This is a genomic window from Plectonema cf. radiosum LEGE 06105 (genome assembly GCF_015207665.1).
In the GTDB taxonomy this organism is placed as follows: Bacteria; Cyanobacteriota; Cyanobacteriia; order Cyanobacteriales; family Nostocaceae; genus Rivularia; species Rivularia radiosa_A.
Map to the genome: position 1 here is coordinate 58,839 of NZ_JADEWL010000014.1, position 17,971 is coordinate 76,809.

At 37.4% G+C, this 17,971-nt stretch carries 17 protein-coding genes; 8 read left to right on the top strand and 9 right to left on the bottom strand.

The annotated features are described in order from the left end of the window. Window positions 1–19 precede the first annotated feature (19 nt). On the bottom strand, window positions 20–1,240 hold the full coding sequence (locus IQ247_RS06915) for an aspartate aminotransferase (protein WP_193918399.1): 1,221 nt from the start codon (window positions 1,238–1,240) through the stop codon (window positions 20–22). Between the two features lie 151 nt (window positions 1,241–1,391). Beyond that, complete coding sequence (locus IQ247_RS06920; protein ID WP_193918401.1) at window positions 1,392–2,579, bottom strand: iron-containing alcohol dehydrogenase family protein; 1,188 nt, start codon at window positions 2,577–2,579, stop codon at window positions 1,392–1,394. 606 nt (window positions 2,580–3,185) lie between these two features. Between IQ247_RS06920 and IQ247_RS06925 the strand changes: the two genes are divergently transcribed. Further along, window positions 3,186–3,536 (top strand): peptidoglycan-binding domain-containing protein, encoded by a 351-nt coding sequence (locus tag IQ247_RS06925; RefSeq protein ID WP_193918403.1) that lies wholly within the window; start codon window positions 3,186–3,188, stop codon window positions 3,534–3,536. 230 nt (window positions 3,537–3,766) lie between these two features. Here IQ247_RS06925 and IQ247_RS06930 read toward each other — a convergent pair whose 3' ends face one another. Then, complete coding sequence (locus IQ247_RS06930) at window positions 3,767–4,288, bottom strand: Ycf51 family protein (RefSeq protein ID WP_193918405.1); 522 nt, start codon at window positions 4,286–4,288, stop codon at window positions 3,767–3,769. Window positions 4,289–4,396: 108 nt separating this feature from the next. Beyond that, window positions 4,397–4,594, bottom strand: coding sequence for a hypothetical protein (locus IQ247_RS06935; protein WP_193918407.1), 198 nt, complete (start codon window positions 4,592–4,594; stop codon window positions 4,397–4,399). A gap of 211 nt (window positions 4,595–4,805) precedes the next feature. On the opposite strand from IQ247_RS06935, the gene IQ247_RS06940 reads away from it, so the two are divergent. The 3 genes from IQ247_RS06940 (at window position 4,806) to IQ247_RS06950 (ending at window position 8,322) form a co-directional block, all read left to right on the top strand. Continuing rightward, window positions 4,806–5,621, top strand: coding sequence for a glucose 1-dehydrogenase (locus IQ247_RS06940; protein WP_193918409.1), 816 nt, complete (start codon window positions 4,806–4,808; stop codon window positions 5,619–5,621). A gap of 355 nt (window positions 5,622–5,976) precedes the next feature. Next, window positions 5,977–6,609 carry a DUF3611 family protein gene (locus IQ247_RS06945; RefSeq protein WP_193918411.1) on the top strand — a complete coding sequence of 211 codons (633 nt, stop codon included), beginning with the start codon at window positions 5,977–5,979 and terminating at the stop codon, window positions 6,607–6,609. A gap of 3 nt (window positions 6,610–6,612) precedes the next feature. Beyond that, window positions 6,613–8,322: an alpha/beta hydrolase gene (locus IQ247_RS06950; protein WP_193918416.1), complete on the top strand. Its 1,710-nt coding sequence runs from the start codon at window positions 6,613–6,615 to the stop codon at window positions 8,320–8,322. A gap of 77 nt (window positions 8,323–8,399) precedes the next feature. Here IQ247_RS06950 and IQ247_RS06955 read toward each other — a convergent pair whose 3' ends face one another. Continuing rightward, on the bottom strand, window positions 8,400–8,975 hold the full coding sequence (locus IQ247_RS06955) for a hypothetical protein (protein WP_193918419.1): 576 nt from the start codon (window positions 8,973–8,975) through the stop codon (window positions 8,400–8,402). Between the two features lie 75 nt (window positions 8,976–9,050). Between IQ247_RS06955 and IQ247_RS06960 the strand changes: the two genes are divergently transcribed. Next, complete coding sequence (locus IQ247_RS06960; protein WP_193918422.1) at window positions 9,051–10,046, top strand: hypothetical protein; 996 nt, start codon at window positions 9,051–9,053, stop codon at window positions 10,044–10,046. A gap of 34 nt (window positions 10,047–10,080) precedes the next feature. On the opposite strand, the gene IQ247_RS06965 is transcribed toward IQ247_RS06960, so the two are convergent. Then, window positions 10,081–11,364: an amino acid permease gene (locus tag IQ247_RS06965; protein WP_193918425.1), complete on the bottom strand. Its 1,284-nt coding sequence runs from the start codon at window positions 11,362–11,364 to the stop codon at window positions 10,081–10,083. A gap of 254 nt (window positions 11,365–11,618) precedes the next feature. On the opposite strand from IQ247_RS06965, the gene IQ247_RS06970 reads away from it, so the two are divergent. Next, window positions 11,619–12,251, top strand: a complete 633-nt coding sequence (locus IQ247_RS06970; protein WP_193918428.1) for a Vat family streptogramin A O-acetyltransferase — start codon at window positions 11,619–11,621, stop codon at window positions 12,249–12,251. A gap of 219 nt (window positions 12,252–12,470) precedes the next feature. Here IQ247_RS06970 and IQ247_RS06975 read toward each other — a convergent pair whose 3' ends face one another. Together IQ247_RS06975 and IQ247_RS33070 are read right to left on the bottom strand one after the other, a co-directional pair. Next, window positions 12,471–12,884 (bottom strand): hypothetical protein, encoded by a 414-nt coding sequence (locus IQ247_RS06975; RefSeq protein WP_193918431.1) that lies wholly within the window; start codon window positions 12,882–12,884, stop codon window positions 12,471–12,473. A 51-nt stretch (window positions 12,885–12,935) separates the two neighbouring features. Next, on the bottom strand, window positions 12,936–13,349 hold the full coding sequence (locus tag IQ247_RS33070; protein ID WP_193918434.1) for a hypothetical protein: 414 nt from the start codon (window positions 13,347–13,349) through the stop codon (window positions 12,936–12,938). A 22-nt stretch (window positions 13,350–13,371) separates the two neighbouring features. Between IQ247_RS33070 and IQ247_RS33560 the strand changes: the two genes are divergently transcribed. Next, a complete protein-coding gene (locus IQ247_RS33560) occupies window positions 13,372–13,482 on the top strand; it encodes a hypothetical protein (protein WP_193918436.1) in 111 nt (36 codons plus the stop codon). 335 nt (window positions 13,483–13,817) lie between these two features. Here IQ247_RS33560 and IQ247_RS06990 read toward each other — a convergent pair whose 3' ends face one another. Beyond that, window positions 13,818–14,636: a hypothetical protein gene (locus IQ247_RS06990; RefSeq protein ID WP_193918438.1), complete on the bottom strand. Its 819-nt coding sequence runs from the start codon at window positions 14,634–14,636 to the stop codon at window positions 13,818–13,820. Window positions 14,637–15,073: 437 nt separating this feature from the next. On the opposite strand from IQ247_RS06990, the gene IQ247_RS06995 reads away from it, so the two are divergent. Continuing rightward, complete coding sequence (locus IQ247_RS06995) at window positions 15,074–17,902, top strand: two-partner secretion domain-containing protein (protein WP_193918440.1); 2,829 nt, start codon at window positions 15,074–15,076, stop codon at window positions 17,900–17,902. Window positions 17,903–17,971 lie beyond the last annotated feature (69 nt).

Consider the following 17,971-nt stretch of genomic DNA (forward strand, 5'->3'; position numbering starts at 1 on the left):
TTTATTTTATTTATTTTATTTATTTATTTGATTTTGGACTAGAAATTACTGTCTGGGAATGATAGCAAATGCCTACTTGCTTAAATCTATCCAAAACTTCGCCTAATCGTTGAGTATCCGCAATTAAACTGATACGAACGTAATTTTCACCACCAACACCAAAGGCATTACCAGGAGTCACCACTACACCTGTTTGCTGTAATAACTGTAAAGCAAAATCGGTGGAATTCATACCTTCAGGAGATGGAACCCATAAATACATTGTCGCTTTAGTTTTAGGAATATTCCAACCTAAATCGGTCAAACCTTGAATCAGGAAGTCGCGACGGCTAGAATAGCGTTGTTGGACTTGCTGCAAATAACTATCTGGCAATTGTAAAGCAGTTTGAGCCGCTACTTGTAATGCGGAAAATATACCGTAGTCTAAATTTGTTTTCAGCGTTCGTAAACCTTGGATGACGTGACGGTTGCCGACTACAAAACCCACCCGCCAACCTGCCATATTATAGGTTTTAGACATGGTATGAAATTCTACACCAATATCTTTTGCGCCGGGAATTTCTAACAAACTTGTGGGTTGATAGCCATCAAATGCTAACTCCGCATAACATAAATCGTGTACCAGCAGAATTTGGTATTTTTGAGCAAAAGCAACTATTTCTTCAAAAAATTCGCGGGGTGCAGTAGCGGCAGTGGGATTATTAGGATAATTAAAATAAAGTATCTTTGCTCGTTCTGCAACAGTATCGGGTATTGCACTTAAGTCAATTAACCAGTCATTTTCTGGCTTTAAAATCAAATTGTGAATTTCACCACCAGCAATTAAAGGACCTCGAAAATGAACCGGATAGGATGGAGAAGGAACCAAAACCACATCACCAGGATTAACGTAAGCTAAGGCTAAATGTCCTAACCCTTCCTTGGAACCAAGCAGTGGTAAAGCTTCGCTATCGGGGTCTAAATTTACTCCATAGCGGCGATGATACCAACTAGTAATAGCTTTGCGGAAATTAGCTGTTCCTTCAAAAGGAGGATAACCGTGATTGTGGGGATTTTTTAAAGCTTCAATCGCAGCATCAATTACAGGTTGTGGTGTTGCTCCATCAGGGTTTCCCATGCCCAAATCAATCAAATCCAAACCTTGCTCGCGGGCTTTGGTTTTCAATTCATCCAAGCGAGCAAATGGATAAGCGGGTAGCTTTTGTATACGTTGGGCTGGGATTATCCAGTCTAAATTCATTTTCCGATTCTACTATTAAAGTTAAATTTACTGAAGTCACCACATTTATCTGGCGCTTTTTTACCGCGACTACACAATCAAAACCCGCCGTCGCGGGTTTAAATCGGCAGCATTGAGAGGAGTAGATTTTATTGTTAACCAGATAATTATTTTATGCTTTCCGATCACTTTTACAACCAGAAAACTTTTTACCTTGATTCACCCCATTCGTTAAGTTTGATGACAAACCACTTGTTTCTCCTGGTGCTGTAGTGGAAACCATTGCTGCCATTAATTGTTCGAGAGCAACTTTAAATGGCAATCTGTGAATATCCGAATCCGGTTGTAAAGCAAATTCGGCTGCGCTTTGCAACTTTTTCAGAGTTATATTACCCAAGCCCAAATCATCCAACTTTTGGGGTAATCCGATTTCCCCATAGAATTTCAATAATTGCCCTCTTGCAGCCGCAGCCAATTGGTTCCCCTGAAGCATTTCTTCTAAACGTAACTGTACCAAAATACCGTAAGCAACTTTTTCACCATGAATGCTACCACGTCCACAAACATGAGTTAAACCATTATGTACTGCATGAGCCGCAACAGTACGACATTGTGCGCCGCCGATGCCACCGATGACTCCAGCTAGTAAAACTGTCGCGTCTACAACTTCTTGCCAAGTTTCGCTTCCGGGAGATTGCAAGGCTACTACAGATTTTTGTAATAAAATATCACGTAAAACTCTAGCTTGTTGAACCGCTGCAATAATCAGAGTTTGTTCCGAATCTCCGCTACTTACCGACGCTTCATACCATTTGGCGATCGCGTCACCAATTCCTGCTACTAAGGTATTTTGCGGTGCGGTTTGAATCAAATTGTAGTCTAATATCAGTAAATCGGGACATTTATCCAAAGCCACGTCATATAAAAACGCTCCTTGCTCGGAATACACATTAGAAAGCGCTGTCCAAGCCGCACAAGTAGCTCCTGAAGTCGGGATTGTCACCACTGGTATTTGTAACTGATGTGCTACTAATTTCGCAGTATCCAAAGCTTTACCACCACCGACACCGATAATTACATCAGCTTGATGCTCTTGGGCTTTACTTCTTAAAACTGCCAAACTGCTTTCACTGCAATCGGGAGTATAACAAGCTTTCTCAACATTTAATTCCTGAGATTCCCACAATTGCAGATAATTTTGGCAGATACTCAAAGTGCGATCGCCACCTATTACTAAAGGACGATTTCCCAAACGAGATATATCATCTACTGCTTGATCGAGGATTTGGCTACCGCGAATTACCTTTGCTGGGGCTACTGCGAGAGTTAATGACAAAGTTTTTTTTGATTGATTAAGCATATAACTGATTAATTAAATTAACATTTAATATAATATTCTGTTTGATTCCGTAGCTTGCAGACCGTAGCCGAAGCAATCCAAATCATTTCTCGTTCCCAGGCTGAAAAACTTCATAAAAACGCAAACACTTGCCTCTCTACTAGATTTTCAATTTCATACCACGATTCAGCAACGCCGAATTATTCTAACTGGTGTATTCCGGTGAATTAACTCATAAATAACTCATCCGGATTAATATTCTACCGAAAATAATCACAATTGTAGCGGCAAGTACAAATGATAATTTGATGTACTATTATTCATACTACTGCGTGTCAGTGATTACATTGTAAGCCCCAAAAGCCTCTGTATATATCAAAGATCAACAATTAATTCATAAAATACCAAGGATTGATCCATTACCATAGAGATATCAATTCAACAAGTAATAGCAGCTACACCATGCTAGTCGTGTAAACACTTCTAAAGAAAAGAATAATTCGGCTGAGTTTCAACGATAAAACTATAAATCAGTAATCAGTAATCAGTAATCAGTAATCAGTAATCAGTGAACAGCGATCGAGGTTCACTGATAATTGATAACTCTTGAATAATTTAGGGAATAACATGGAACCATTAGATAATAAATTTCAACAACCAGAAAAACATGGTGAGCTTAAAGCTTCCCAGCAGAGAAATTTTTCTATAGAAGAACAGACTCTAAATGACGATCGCGCCAAAAAAATCAATCCAAACGAACCAGTACCGATGCCAGAATTAAGAAAAGGTAGCCGTGGTGAAATGGTAATGAAAGCACAGCGTATTTTAAAAAGAAGTTCTGACTATGTTGGATATGTAGACGGTGATTTCGGCCCTTTTATGGAAGCCGCTGTACAAAGTTTTCAGCGTCGTAGTAAAGTAAAAATCACTGGAATCATTGATAATGATACTTGGAATGCTCTAAATCAAGTTCATTAGGGAACAGTTGACAGTTGACAGTTGACAGTGAAGCGCGAAGCGTGTCCTTCATGACATACAGTGAACAATAATCTATTAATATGCTTCCTACCTTATCTCCGACCATACACCGTCGCAACTGGTAACTGGTAACTCCTCACTCCTCACTCCTAACTCCTAACTCCTAACTCAACAACAGACGGGGCGTATTGCTACGTCTCTACAACAAAATCCCGTCCTCCGGTGGTTCCTTAACCGTCGGAGGTTGGTAACTGAGCAAAATTATCTTTGTAAATATCAATTTGCATTTCGTTGTCGTCACGAGTCGAAAGGGAGCGCTTAATTTGTCCTAAATATAGGGGTACGGAAAGTCCTGGTTCCGGGTGTATTATAGTGCGAGCGCGGACAGTTAATTGATTCTCTTCTCTGGTACCTAACCTACCATAAGAAAATAAATCGCTGGCAGCTTGACGTAAAGTTGCATCTAATTCGGAAGGAGTAATTTGGGGTGGAGTAGCAATTACAGCTTTCGATGAACCGTTATCAAAAACTAATTTATAGCGAATTGCACCCGGAATCACCGTTCGAGTCAAAGGTGTGAGGGAAAGAGGAAAAAAGCCTCCCGTTAATACTAATAAAAATCCCGTCGCACCTGCTAATCGGAACCGGATACCCCATTTAAAGATGAAACCCACGAGTGTAATTAAAGCAAATATCAATGTGGCAATACCTGACCATTGAGTGTATCGTGCAAAATCATCTGTTGAGAACATAATGGTTGAGTGCCTATTCGTTGATTTTTTTATCAATATACAGCATCGTAAAGGTCAAAGGTTGAAGGTCAAAGACCTGGATGTCTCAATATTATAAATCTCAATTACCTATAGCAATCCTAAATGATTTGTGAGAAATTTATGTATAATCTGGCGGTTAAAACCGCTACTAAACCTTCCTAAATCCACCTGCGTGGACTCTATAAAACAACCCTCGCACCATCCGGGTTTTGCCTGTGTAGCCAAGGCAGCGCGGTCTTGGGGGTCTCCCCCATGAGCGACTGCCGTGCGAATTATAGTTGCCATAAGTGATTTAAATGTAACCTCTACTCCCAACTTTTAATCTACGTATTTTCTCACATATCAATTCGGATTGCTATATTACCCATTACCAAAAAAATAATGTTTCTTACTTATTACTACTCGGTTTACAACCGTAGATGGAAGGGAATGCTGTCTAACTATACTAAACTCAATCCAGAACTACTATGTTGTTAATTTTGGGTTGTAATTATTTATGAAAGGAATAAGCGGAAAAAACGTTTTAGTCACAGGTGCAACTTCGGGAATAGGTCAATCAATCGCTGTCAGATTTGCGGCTGAAGGTGCGAATGTGGCAATTAACTATCGAAAAAGCCCTGAAGATGCCGAACAGACCGAAAAATTGATTTACGAAGCTTGTACTCAAGCCCGTTGTGGTTGTGGAGGTAGAGAAATATTGGTACAAGCTGATGTCTCAAAAGAAGATGATATTGTAGAAATGTTTACCGAAATAAAAAAAGAATTCGGTGGATTGGATATTTTAATTAATAATGCGGGAATTCAAATACCTGGTGCAGCCCACGAAATTGAATTTAAAGAATTTGAAAAAGTAATCGACGTTAATTTAAAGGGTGCTTATTTATGCGCTCGTGAAGCAATTAAACTGTTTCTTGATCAAGGTAATGGTGGAAATATTATTAACGTTTCGAGTGTTCACCAAATTATACCCAGACCTCAATATATCAGTTATTCAATTAGTAAAGGTGCGATGCAAAATCTCACAACTACCTTAGCTTTAGAATATGCCAGAAGAGGGATTCGCGTAAATGCGATCGCCCCTGGTGCAACTGTCACCCCCATCAATGATGCTTGGACTGATGATCCACAGAAGAAAGCTAATGTGGAAAGTCATATACCCATGGGTAGAGTTGGGACTTCCGATGAAATGGCTGCCGCAACTGCTTTTTTATGTTCCGATGAAGCTGCTTATATTACTGGACAAACTTTATATATTGACGGTGGATTAACACTTTATGGTGATTTCCTCGAACCTTGGTCAGGACAAGGTTAAAGAGTTAGGAGTTACGAGTTTTGAGTTTTGAGTTTTGAGTTAGTAGCACCGGAATTAGGAATTAGTACCACCGGAATTAGGAGTTTTGAGTTAGGAGTTAAAAATGTTTCACTTTATATATTGACGGTGGATTTAGGTTTTATATTCTTTCTTTAGAGAGTCGTAATTGTTTTTTAGCAACCTTATGCTGAAAGTAAAAATAATTTTGGTGATATTAATCATAATCTAAAATCCGTCTTGGAAAGTTTTGGGGAAAGATAATCTACAACCCAATGCCACTTGCTACAAGTCGGGAAACCATAGCCGAGCAGTGGCTCAACTTTCCGCAAAATCTAAAATCCAAATTTAAAATCCGATGAATATACAAGAAACTCCGACACCTACAATTAATCCGAAATTAGAAAGAATATCTAATATATTACGCTTTAGTGGCTGGGCTAGTTTTTGGTTGCAATTAGGATTGGGTGCGGCTTGCAGTTTGATGATCATATTCGCGATTTCTGGACGTAGTTTTAATCAAGCAGTGACCAATGATGTTGTGGTACCTGGTGTACCTGCTGCTACTCAATATACCGAAACTACAACTCCCGGATTAGGTATTAGTATGTTTTGGGCTGTCTGCGGAATTCTGGGATTATTATTCGGTATTTACTTAGCTTTTCGTTTAACTCGTTTTGCTAGAAGGCTCCGCAACCCGAATTCGGAAATACATCCCAAAAAAGCGGAAGTTATGAAAATACTGCGGATTGGGGTAATTGTCGGTTTGGTAGGACTGCTGCTGACAATTTTGGGAGGAGGTTCGGGTTTGGGTGTTTTACTCGCAAAATCCATCGCTCAACCCCAAGGTGTGGCAATTTATGATCCCACAAGGATTATCCGTCCTCTGGATATTTTTGTGGCAATGGCAAATATGTGTGGTATTGCCGCTCATTTTGTCGGTACAATTACAACTCTGGGATTGTTCAATTGGCTCCATCCTGAGTTGTAATGTATGGTTTGTAAAAAATCAATTTGGCTAAATATAGCTCTAAGTGCTGTTATTACCAGTGTTTCACCCATCTTAAATCATCGTCCTGCTGTTAGTGCCGAAAGGTTAAAGCTTTCTTTTGGGATAGTAGAGAGGTCGATTTCAGTTGATTCTTTAGAAATTTATGCTAAAACTGGTCAAGTAAATGATGAATTAGCAGTATATTTTAAGTACGTTCCTGAAGCTAGTCAGGAAGAATTAAGAGAAGTATTACTTGCTCCTATTCCTTTAAAAGCTGTTGAAGTTTCTCAATTTCTCTATTCACCAATTGGTGAGAAACTATTAGAAAATCTTTCGCAAGTTTTTCAACATGAATTTCGCGATCGCAATCAAGCATCTGCAAATAAGTTACGTCGCAGCAGTGGATTTTATGCAACTCGTTCGGCGTTAATTTTAGCGGCAATAGAACCAAATAATTTTACGATTATAAATATATTACGTAAATTTCCGTCTCAAACTATTTCAATCGATTTATTTCGCAGTTTGGAAATTGGATTAAGAGCCAGAAATATCGTCAATCGGACTCAAAAAGCAGTTGCATTAATCAACGAACAATCTTTAAAACAAACTGGTAGAGAAACTATATCAAATAATACTATTTCTAATGCATTACGACCAGGACGTTTAACTTACACAAAAGAAAGTTTTACTCTCACCGATATATCGCGGATTCGTTCTTTTCCATTAGATATTTATTTACCCCAAAATTTACCGCAAACAACTAAGCCTCTTCCGGTAATTGTAATTTCTCACGGATTGGGTTCCGACCGCAGCAGTTTTGCTTATTTAGCCGAGTATCTGGCTTCTCATGGTTTTGTAGTTGCTGTACCCGAACATCCCGGTAGTAATTCTCAACAGTTACAAGCATTGTTAGGAGGAATTGCCAACGAAGTTACAGACCCTAGAGAATTTATTGACCGACCTTTAGATGTAAAATATATTTTAGATTATCTCGAAAGTCTATCCGATTCCAATCCCGCATATAAGGGACGCTTCAACATGGAACAAGTAGGTGTAATTGGACAATCTTTTGGCGGTTATACGGCTTTAGCATTAGCAGGTGCCGAGATTAATTTTGCAGAGCTACGAGAGAATTGTCCGGTTAATCAAGACACTTTGAATGTTTCGTTATTATTGCAATGTTTAGCTTTAAATTTACCCGAATTCGACTATAAATTATCTGATTCAAGAGTTAAAGCAGTAGTTGCAATTAATCCTGTAGATAGTAGCGTTTACGGTAAAGAAGGTTTAAGTAAAATCAATATTCCAGTCATGATTGTCGCTGGTACTGCTGATACTGTAGCTCCTGCATATCCAGAACAGATTATACCTTTTACTTGGTTAACAAACGAAAATAAATATTTAGTATTAATGAATGGTGGGACACACTTTTCGACAATTGCCGAATCACCCAACTCAACTATTCCTGTACCATCCCAGGTTGTCGGTGCTTCTCCTAATTTAGCCCGCGATTATACAAGCTATTTAGCTCTTGGTATGTTCAAAAGTTATGTTGAGAATAATCCAAATTATCGCCGTTATTTAAGTGCAGATTATATCAATTCCGTTGGTCAAGGGCAATTATTTTTGAGTGTAGTAACAGAACTTACAAATGAACAATTAAGTTCGATAAATAAGGAAGAGAAAAGATTGAATCTAGCGACTTATCCATAAATATATTGGGATGCAATTTTAACGCAGAGGAATACAAAAGTAAGCACGAAGTAACGCGGAGTTGTTAGATTAATGATTTAATTGGTAAATTGCACGATTTTCTGTTGTAAAACTTGAATAAAACCCACCGCAGTTTGAATTAATGACCACGCGATTATACAAATAAAACCTGCTTTACGAGTGGTAATATCTAAAGCTTGGGTAACTGCTACAATTACTGCCAAAAGACTCCATAATCCTAAGATTAATTCTATCGGTCTTCCTAATAATGGAATTAATGTGAGAAAGTTTAATAATTGGGGTGCATAAGCAAAGCCAATTGGGCTTAATAGCTGATTAAATTTAGGACTTATTGATTTGATGAATTGTCCTGTTTTCCAAATAGTTAAAGCCCAAAAATAGTATCCTACAATTATTGAAAGAGCATCAATAAAAAGTGCTAACAATAATAAATAAATTGAGGCTTGATTAATTAATAAAATAAACAGACTACCTAAAGCATGAGAAGTACCAGCTAAAATCACAATAGTCAAAGCTACTTGATTATTTAAAGGTATATTACAAGCATTGTCGTAAAGTTCTGGTTTTAAAAGTAAAGCATTTTTAATTGTATAGAAGAATTGCCGCTTGAAGTTATTTTGAGTTGCGTTCATAATAATCGCCCTGATGTTGTTAAAAAATTGAATATAATCGAGTATTGTTGAATATGCAATATTTGATGATCAAAAATGTTAAGGCTGATTGCACGAATTTTACGATGGTTACGAGGAGAAACTTTAAAATTACTGGTTTTCGCAGGTATATTATTAATTATCTGGGGAATCATTGCTCCTGTGGGTACTTTATCATGGTGGTTAAGTGCTAGTAGTCAAGCTTTAGGATTTAATAAAAATCCTACTCAAGATTTGATTAAAAATAATTTAAATCAGAAAAATATTGGAGAAAAAAGTTGCTATGTTGTCTTTCTACCGGGTGTCGGAGATTTTTCCGCTAACGAATTGACTCCAGGAGAAGAAATATTTCTCAATCAGTTAGCAAAACTGCATCCTCAATGTGCAATTGTAGACGATGTATTCCCCTACTCAGTAGCAAATAAAAGTTTGGGGGGACAGCGTTTTTTAGCTCCTTTATGGCGTTTTGCTTCTGAAGGAGATGGATGGTTAAAAAATGCAAATGTGTTGATCAAAATTCGTAATTTATGGCGTTTTGCCATTTCCGCCGATAGTCGTTACGGTTCTATTTATAACTTGGGAATTGCCAACGCGATCGCAGAACGTATGAATGCTGTATCTCCTTTGAATCGAACATCAAAGCAACCGCTCAAAATTATTCTTATGGGTACGAGTGGAGGAGCGCAAGTATCTTTAGGTGCAGTTGAATATTTAGATCATTGGTTAAATCCACGGTTAATAGTAGTTTCTATCGGTGGTAGTTTCGATGGTGAAACGGGTTTTAATCAAGTTGATCGGGTGTACCACCTGCGGGGTAGTCGAGATTGGGTTGAAGATGTGACTAAAATTATATTTGCTGACCGTTGGTCTTTAATGGTGAATTCTCCGTTTATTAAAGCAGTACAGCAGGGACGTTATCAAGTAGTAGAAACAGGTTCTCATACTCACGATGGTAAGAATGGTTATTTTAGTACTCAGACGGTAGATAATACTGAAAATACTTATGTTGGTTTGTTGTTAGATAAAGTCAATCAGTTACCGATTTGGGAGTAGGGACAGTTGACAGTTGACAGTTGACAGTGGACAATTACCAATTCCCCAAAATTATGGCAATCATTGCAATACCAATCATTACTACTAACACCAATTTACCACCAGGAACAAGGGATTGATTTAATTCTTTGTATTTATCTCGCTGTTTCCAAGCTATCACAGCAGGAATAATACCCCCCAAAATTGAAACACTGAAAGTCCCGGCATAATCCAAAGCAGTAAAAAAGATATTGGGATTGATTGCAGAAAAACCCATTGGAGGAAATAATATCAACGAAATTAACGGTAAACTTACATTAGGGGTATCGGCAAACAAATTCATATCTTGGAATAAATCTCGCAATCCGTAGAAAAAACCGATAAAAGATGTCGCGATCGCAAATTCGGAAAACACTGTAATTAAAATCCCTAACCATTGTCCCGCATCACCAGCACGTAATATTTGCAAAGGGTCAAAAATACTGCTATCACCGGATATATTTTGCAACATTGCTGGAGTTACACTTCCTAAAATTACTGCATTCCATAACACAAACATCACTAAGGGAATTGCCGAACCCACAACAATAGATTGACGAACTTTAGCAGCATCTCCTTCCAATTGAGTAGCAACAACTGGGATAATATTATGAAAAAATAGCGCTACTAACATTACCGAAAGTGCAGGAGGAAGCGCACTCCAATCTTGGGATAATAAGGAAGTTGGATGTATTTGTGTAGCTCCTAACAACAGCAACCCGATAAAAGAAGCAATCACAATTGCAACAAAAAAACTATTTAATCTCTCAACAAATCTATCTTTTCCCAGATACAAAATACTACCAAATATCAAAGCAAAACCCGTACTTCCTATCCATGCTGGTACATAATGTAAATCCCATATTTTTTCCACCGCAGAGATTAAAATTTCCCCACCTTGCGAAACATAAGCTATCAACAAAGCATAGTGTAAAAATAAATAGGCACCACCCGCAATACGTGTTCCTATGGTACCCAAACTACTTTCTACCATTGCTAGTAAACCATTACTAGCACGTCCGTTGTAACGCATACCATTTAAAGATACCTCTGCAATCAGCAAAGCCGATACCACCGTATAAAGCCAAACCCCAATTAATAAAGCTGTAGAAGGTAAAACTCCAGAAGGTAAAGTTACTGTCGGCAAAGCCAAAATCCCTGCACCCACAGTAGTTCCAGCAATTAGTAATGTACTTCCAACAACGCTACCTGATTTATGAATTAGTCTATTTTTCTCAAATGAAAGGTTAGAAAACAACCGAGTAGTTTCCGGGACATCCGAGTTGTCAATTGTCTTCATAAAGAGAAATGTAAAGTATTATTAAATATTTTAGCAAAATGTTGAGGATAGTTTCAAGCTTCATAGTTTTATAGAGTATTTGACAGCACAAGTAAATTACCTAAGTTTTAACTAACTAACGCAAAGTGACACGGAGGTAAGCGCGGAGGAACGCAGAGTTTTTTTTGCACATACTTTTTATCATTCCGATGTAAGCGTAAAGGATATAATTCAAAAATCAAAAAAGATTCCTATAGTTACTAACGTTTATATAAATGTACGGTGCAAATCCACAAGAAAAACATCCGATGAAAGGATTTCCTCAAATCTGCTTTATCACAAATACAGTATCAAATCCGAATATAATTATTGGGGATTATACTTATTACGATGATTTAGAAGATTCGGAAAATTTCGAGCGTAATGTTCTCTATCATTTCCCTTTTATTGGGGATAAATTGATTATCGGTAAATTTTGCGCTTTAGCGACAGGTGTAAAGTTTATTATGAATGGTGCAAATCATCAAATGTTGGGCTTTTCTACCTATCCTTTTCAAATATTTGGTAATGGTTGGGAGAGAATAATGCCACAACTAGATGAACTATCCAATAAAGGTGATACTGTAATTGGTAACGATGTTTGGATAGGTTATGAAGCCTTGATCATGCCGGGAGTACAAATTGGTGATGGAGCAATTATTGCATCAAAATCTGTTGTCGCTACAAACGTTTTACCATATACAATAGTCGGTGGGAATCCAGCCAAAGTAATTAGAAAACGCTTTGCTGATGATGTTATTAATACGTTATTAGAAATTGCTTGGTGGAATTGGGATATCGAGAAAATTACCCGTAATCTAGAGAAGATTATAGGTTGTGATATTCAAGGATTACAAAGTTGTGAATAAGTAGATCAACCTTAAAAATTGTTGCTATGAAAATTCAGTAATTGTAGTAATTGTAGGTTGGGTTAGACGCTTTTATGATTTTGGGTTTAATTACCGAATCTATATAGCGTCGTAACCCAACATAGTAATTGTAGGTTGGGTTAGACGCTTTTATGATTTTGGGTTTAATTACCGAATCTATATAGCGTCGTAACCCAACATAGCCATAGCATAAAAGATTTAAATTCTACCTAACATAACATTTGCCATGCGAGTACGAAGGGATTGCGCTTCAGCGTGGCTATTACTATACTTAGAACTTGTAACAACCGTAAATGATGAGCCTTTTGGATGTCTCGAACATTGGATAACACCTACTATGTTTCCTGTTCGGACTAATAAATAATACACATTACCATCACCGTTTCGATTTGCAATACGTCTAAACAATAAATTAGCCGTCTTGTGAGCTCTATTTTTGCATTCATTAAAACTAACTGGTATAGCATTCGCTCCTATATACATATTGGGAGCATAAGCCAAGACTTTACTTGTTGATAACATGAAGAATAAAAAGGAAGCTCCCAGCATTAGCTTAGTAAATACTCTAGTTGAAAACTTAATCAAGTTGGATTTATCAGTAAGATTATTCATGATGATGCGAGGAATTATTTAATATTACGAATAAGTTAAACACGTACAGTATTAACAAGAGCTATTTGGGCAGGTGAATCTGTTAGGTATGGGTACTCTCCATTCTCTATAAAAACTCAATTGACCAAGTTGGTTTGGATTATTTGTTCCTTGTAAATTCCCTTGCATAATCCTTGCCATGCGATTGCGGAGGGATTGTGCTTCATTGCCGTTAGTAAGCCAATAATCGCTTGTACCAACTATATAAGACGAACCATTCGGATGTCTCGAGCATTGAAGAAAACCTGTTACTCTTGATGTTTGAACTAATCTATAATAAACATCACCATCATCTATGGGATTCGGAACGTTACTAAATAATAAATTAGCAGCTTTGTTAGCTCTGTTTTTGCATTCTTGAAAACTAACTGGTATATCGTCTGAACTTACCATCATACTAGCAGTATCACTTATATCAGCCATCATCTCATCGATACTGGGAAGCTCGTTGGGGTTAGCCGATACTTTATCTATTGGTAACATTGCTAAAGAAACGGAAACTCCCAATATTAATCGAGCAAATGTTTTAGGGGAAAATCGCATAATTACCATCCTATAGATATATTGACAAATGCATCGTGAATTTGAAGCGTAATTACTCCTATCCCGCTCGAAAATTACCTATTTCTGTTTATCTCTTTCCTTTGCGTTCTCTGCGTCTCTGCGGTTTTTTTTTCTCCCTGGAGGGAGACGCTGCGCGAACGGTAATCTTTTAACGGGAAGAGAGTAATGCACAATTTTTTGTAGGGGAGGCTTTTGGGCGGATGTGGATGTTTCTTCCGCATTATTGCCGTTGTGTGACGCTACGAACAAATCTGAACGTAGTAATAAGACTTGTAGCGTCACGCACCTCAAGGGGTGACTGTGGAGCAATTATCAAATCATTATTTTTTATTACCAATAGGTAGCAGAGTTGTAAAGATTCAGTACATCTCCGATAATCGCATTTTGTTGTAGTCCAAGTTCAAGAGCAAGAGGATATAATATGGGATTCTCGAATGGATTTTGTGGAGTTTCTTTTTCAACAACTCCTAACCAAACACCATCACCGTATTCAACATCAACCAATTCATATCCTTGATTTCCGAAGTGTTGTTGAAAATTTCCTAGAAGTTCATCAAAAGTGCTTCCCCCGGTATAGCCACTTGTAATACTAGAATCTTGTTGAAAAGTCCCAAACCAAATACCATCACCGTATTCAACATCAACTAATTGAAGCCCTTGATTCCACATATTTTGAATATCTTCTTGAAATTCAGTAGCACTAGTTGCGGTTTGATAACCATTAACTCCAGAAACATCTCGATAAGTTCCAAACCAAATACCATCACCGTATTCCACATCAACTAATTCAAATCCTTGATTCCATACTAGTGAAATATCTTCTTGAAATTCGGTAAAACTAGTTGCAATGCTATAGTTGTTAGCACCATAATCTTCTTCAAAAGTCCCAAACCAGACACCATCACCATATTCAACATCAGTTAAACGATATCCTCCAAACTGCCACTGTTGTTGAACCATTTGTCCAAGTTCATCAGCACTACTTGCAGTGACATAACCAGTGTTATTAGGCGTGTCTTGATATAATCCAAACCAGCTACCATCGCTGTATGCAGTACTGATTAAGTCATATCCTTGACTCAAATTTACTTGTATCCCTTCTTGAAATTCTGAAAGATTTTTACCAATAGTATAGGCATTGTTAGCCATAATGAAAGCTCCTATATTTTGAAGTTTTAAAGATTAGCTAAAACCAAGCAATTAATTAACGTGAGTTCGATGTTGACTACTTAAATCATAAGGAAGCTGTAAAACCTCGATTTTTCGTGGGGTTAGAAGTCGGGTTTTTAGGATAAGTGTCTGTACTAACAGACAATAGTTATAAGAACCCGACTTCTGTGATATTTATCGAATTGACGTTTAGTTAATGCTCAGTAATTTTGCCGTCAGTAATTTATACGTTAAATCATGTTCAAAGATTAAGCAGCCGAGTTTTATGCTTATAAAAGTGCAGTTTTGTGCAAAAGGACGAATCTACAATTGCACAAAACTGTATTGCATTTTTTTTCTAATTAAGATTTGATTCATTTACTAAATAAATTAGTAGTATTAATAGATACCGTATAAACCATATAAATGCCTGCCTCATGACGATAAAAAAGTGTCTACAATTTGCATTCGTAGGATTTGTCAGCTGCTTGAGTGCAAGTCTCTTCACGTCTAAAACCCTGGCACAGCAAAGTAATATTACCCCTGACAATTCTTTAAGTACGGAATCTTCCCGTTTGAACCGTAATGTTCTGATCAATGGAATTAATGCAGACACAATTGATGGTGGAGCGCTGCGCGATCGCAATTTATTTCACAGCTTCAGTGAATTTAATATTAACAATGGGCAAGCGGTGTATTTTGTCAATCCTGATGGTATACAAAATATCTTGACGCGGGTAACGGGTGGGAATGCGTCAAATATTTTCGGTACTTTGGGAGTTGATGGTACAGCGAATTTGTTTTTGATTAACCCCAGTGGAATTGTATTTGGGGAAAATGCGAGTTTAGATTTACAAGGTTCTTTTGTAGGGACAACTGCTTCGGGGTTGCAGTTTGGGGAACAAGGTAGCTTTAGCGCTACTAATCCGGAATTACCGGGTTCATTAACTGTTAATCCTTCGGCTTTGTTTTTTAATCAAGTAGAAGCGACTGGGGGAATTATTAATAAATCCCAAGCATTCGCAGGAATTAACCCTGATGGAAATTTTACTACAGGATTAAGAGTTCCTGATGGTAAAAGTTTATTGCTTGTAGGAGGTGATATTAATTTTGATGGCGGTAGGTTAAGAGCTTACGAAGGGAATATTGAATTAGCTTCATTAACTGTTCCGGGAAGGGTAGGGTTAGATATTTCTGGTGATACTTTTAGTTTAAATATTCCCGAAAATGTCGAACGAGGAGATATTTATTTAACAAATCAATCTGCAATTAGTGTTGGTGGTGCAGGTGGAGGAAATCTTACATTTAATGCTCGTAATATAGAAATTTCCAACTCATTTTTATTTGCTGGGATTGGTAGAAATTCATTTAATACTGACGCACAAGCGGGAGATATTAATCTCAATGCTACGGGTTTAATTGAACTTACAAATGGTAGTTTTATTTATAATGATGTTGATAGCGTTGGTAATGCTGGTGATATAAATATTAATGGTGATTCGATTGTGGTAAAGAATGCTTCTCAAATCAACACTCAAACTTTTGGAATCGGTAACGCAGGTAATATAAATATTAATGCTCGTGAAAATATTTTGTTTCAAGGTAGAGATGGTTTACTTTTTAATGATATAAACCAAGCTACTATAATTTTTAGTAGAGTCGATTCGCAAGCTATAGGTAATGCAGGTAATATTCAATTAACAACTTCTACTCTTTCTGTTAATGATGGAGTTTTTATTGGTAGCAATAGTCTTGGATTTGGTAATGCAGGTGATATAACCATAAATGCTAGCGATACAGCAAGCTTGAATAATAATAGTAATATTTCTACCAGTATCTTTTTTGGAGAAGGAGGTAAAGGGGGAGATATTCAAATTAAAACCGGAACTTTTAATTTAATAAATGGAGGTATTCTATCTACAGAGGTTTCTGGATCGGGAAATGCAGGTAATATATTTATCGAAGCTCGCGATAGTATTAATATAAATGGCTCTACTTTCCCAAGTAGAATTCAAACCAACTTGTTAACAGGAGGTGTAGGTAAAGGTGGAGAAGTTCAAATTACCACAGGTTCGCTGTTTGTGAATAATAGCTATTTATCTACCGCAACCGATGGGTGGGGAAATGCAGGTAATATAACTATCAATGCTCGCAACCGAGTAACTTTTGAGAATTCAGAAATATTTACTTCAACAGGAACACAAGCTTTTGGTGATGCAGGTAATATAACCGTTACTACAGGTGACTTTAGCGTTACAAATGATGGGATTATATCAGCAACAACTTTTAGTGATACTAATGCTGGAAACATCACTTTTAACGCTAATACTTTTACAATAACAAACGGCGGAAAAATTAATACAAATACCTTCGGTAAGGGAGATGCTGGTGATATCAACCTTAATATAAAAGATAAAATTACCCTTTCTGGAAACAAACAAGCACCAACTGGATTATTCGCGAGTACTTCTGCTGAATCTACCGGAAAAGGCGGTAGTATATTTATCGACCCCCGTTTAGTTGTGATCGAAAATGGTGCAGTAGTATCGGTTGGTAGCGACGGTACGGGAGATGCAGGGGATATCTTTCTACAAGCAGGTACTCTTCAATTAGATAATGGTTTTATCGCCGCTCAAACAGCCAGTACTCAAGGTGGAAATATTAATTTACAAATAAGCGAATTATTACTGTTCCGTAATGGGAGCGAAATCAGCACAACCGCAGGAACAGCATTAGCTGGGGGAGATGGGGGAAATATCGATATCAATTCTAAATTTATTGTTTCTATTCCCGAAGAAAACAGCGATATTACAGCTAATGCTTTCAGCGGTAATGGTGGACAAGTCAATATTATTAGTAGTGGTATTTTCGGTATTGAACCCCAGGAAAGTTTAACAGGAAAAAGCGATATTACAGCAAGTTCCGAACTGGGTATTTCTGGTGAAACAAATATCAATGCTGACGATACCAGTTCAATTCAAAACAGTTTTACCGAACTTTCTCCAAATATAGATACCGATGCAATAATTGCTGATAGCTGTATTGTTAGGGGTAATAAAAAACAACAAAATTCTTTTAGAATTACAGGTAGTGGTGGTTTACCAAGCAATCGTCCCGGTAATGTTTTGGTTTCCGAATATATAACTGGTGAAGTCAGAAATATTAGTAATTCTAGGGATTGGAAAAAGGGCGATCGCATTATTGAACCCCAGGGATTGTATCGGATGGAAAATGGGGAATTGTTGTTGAGTCGGGAATGTTCGTAGGGTGTGTTACGGCATGATTTAATAAGCATAAAAAAAAGTACAGAACAACCATAACAAAGAAAAAGCCGG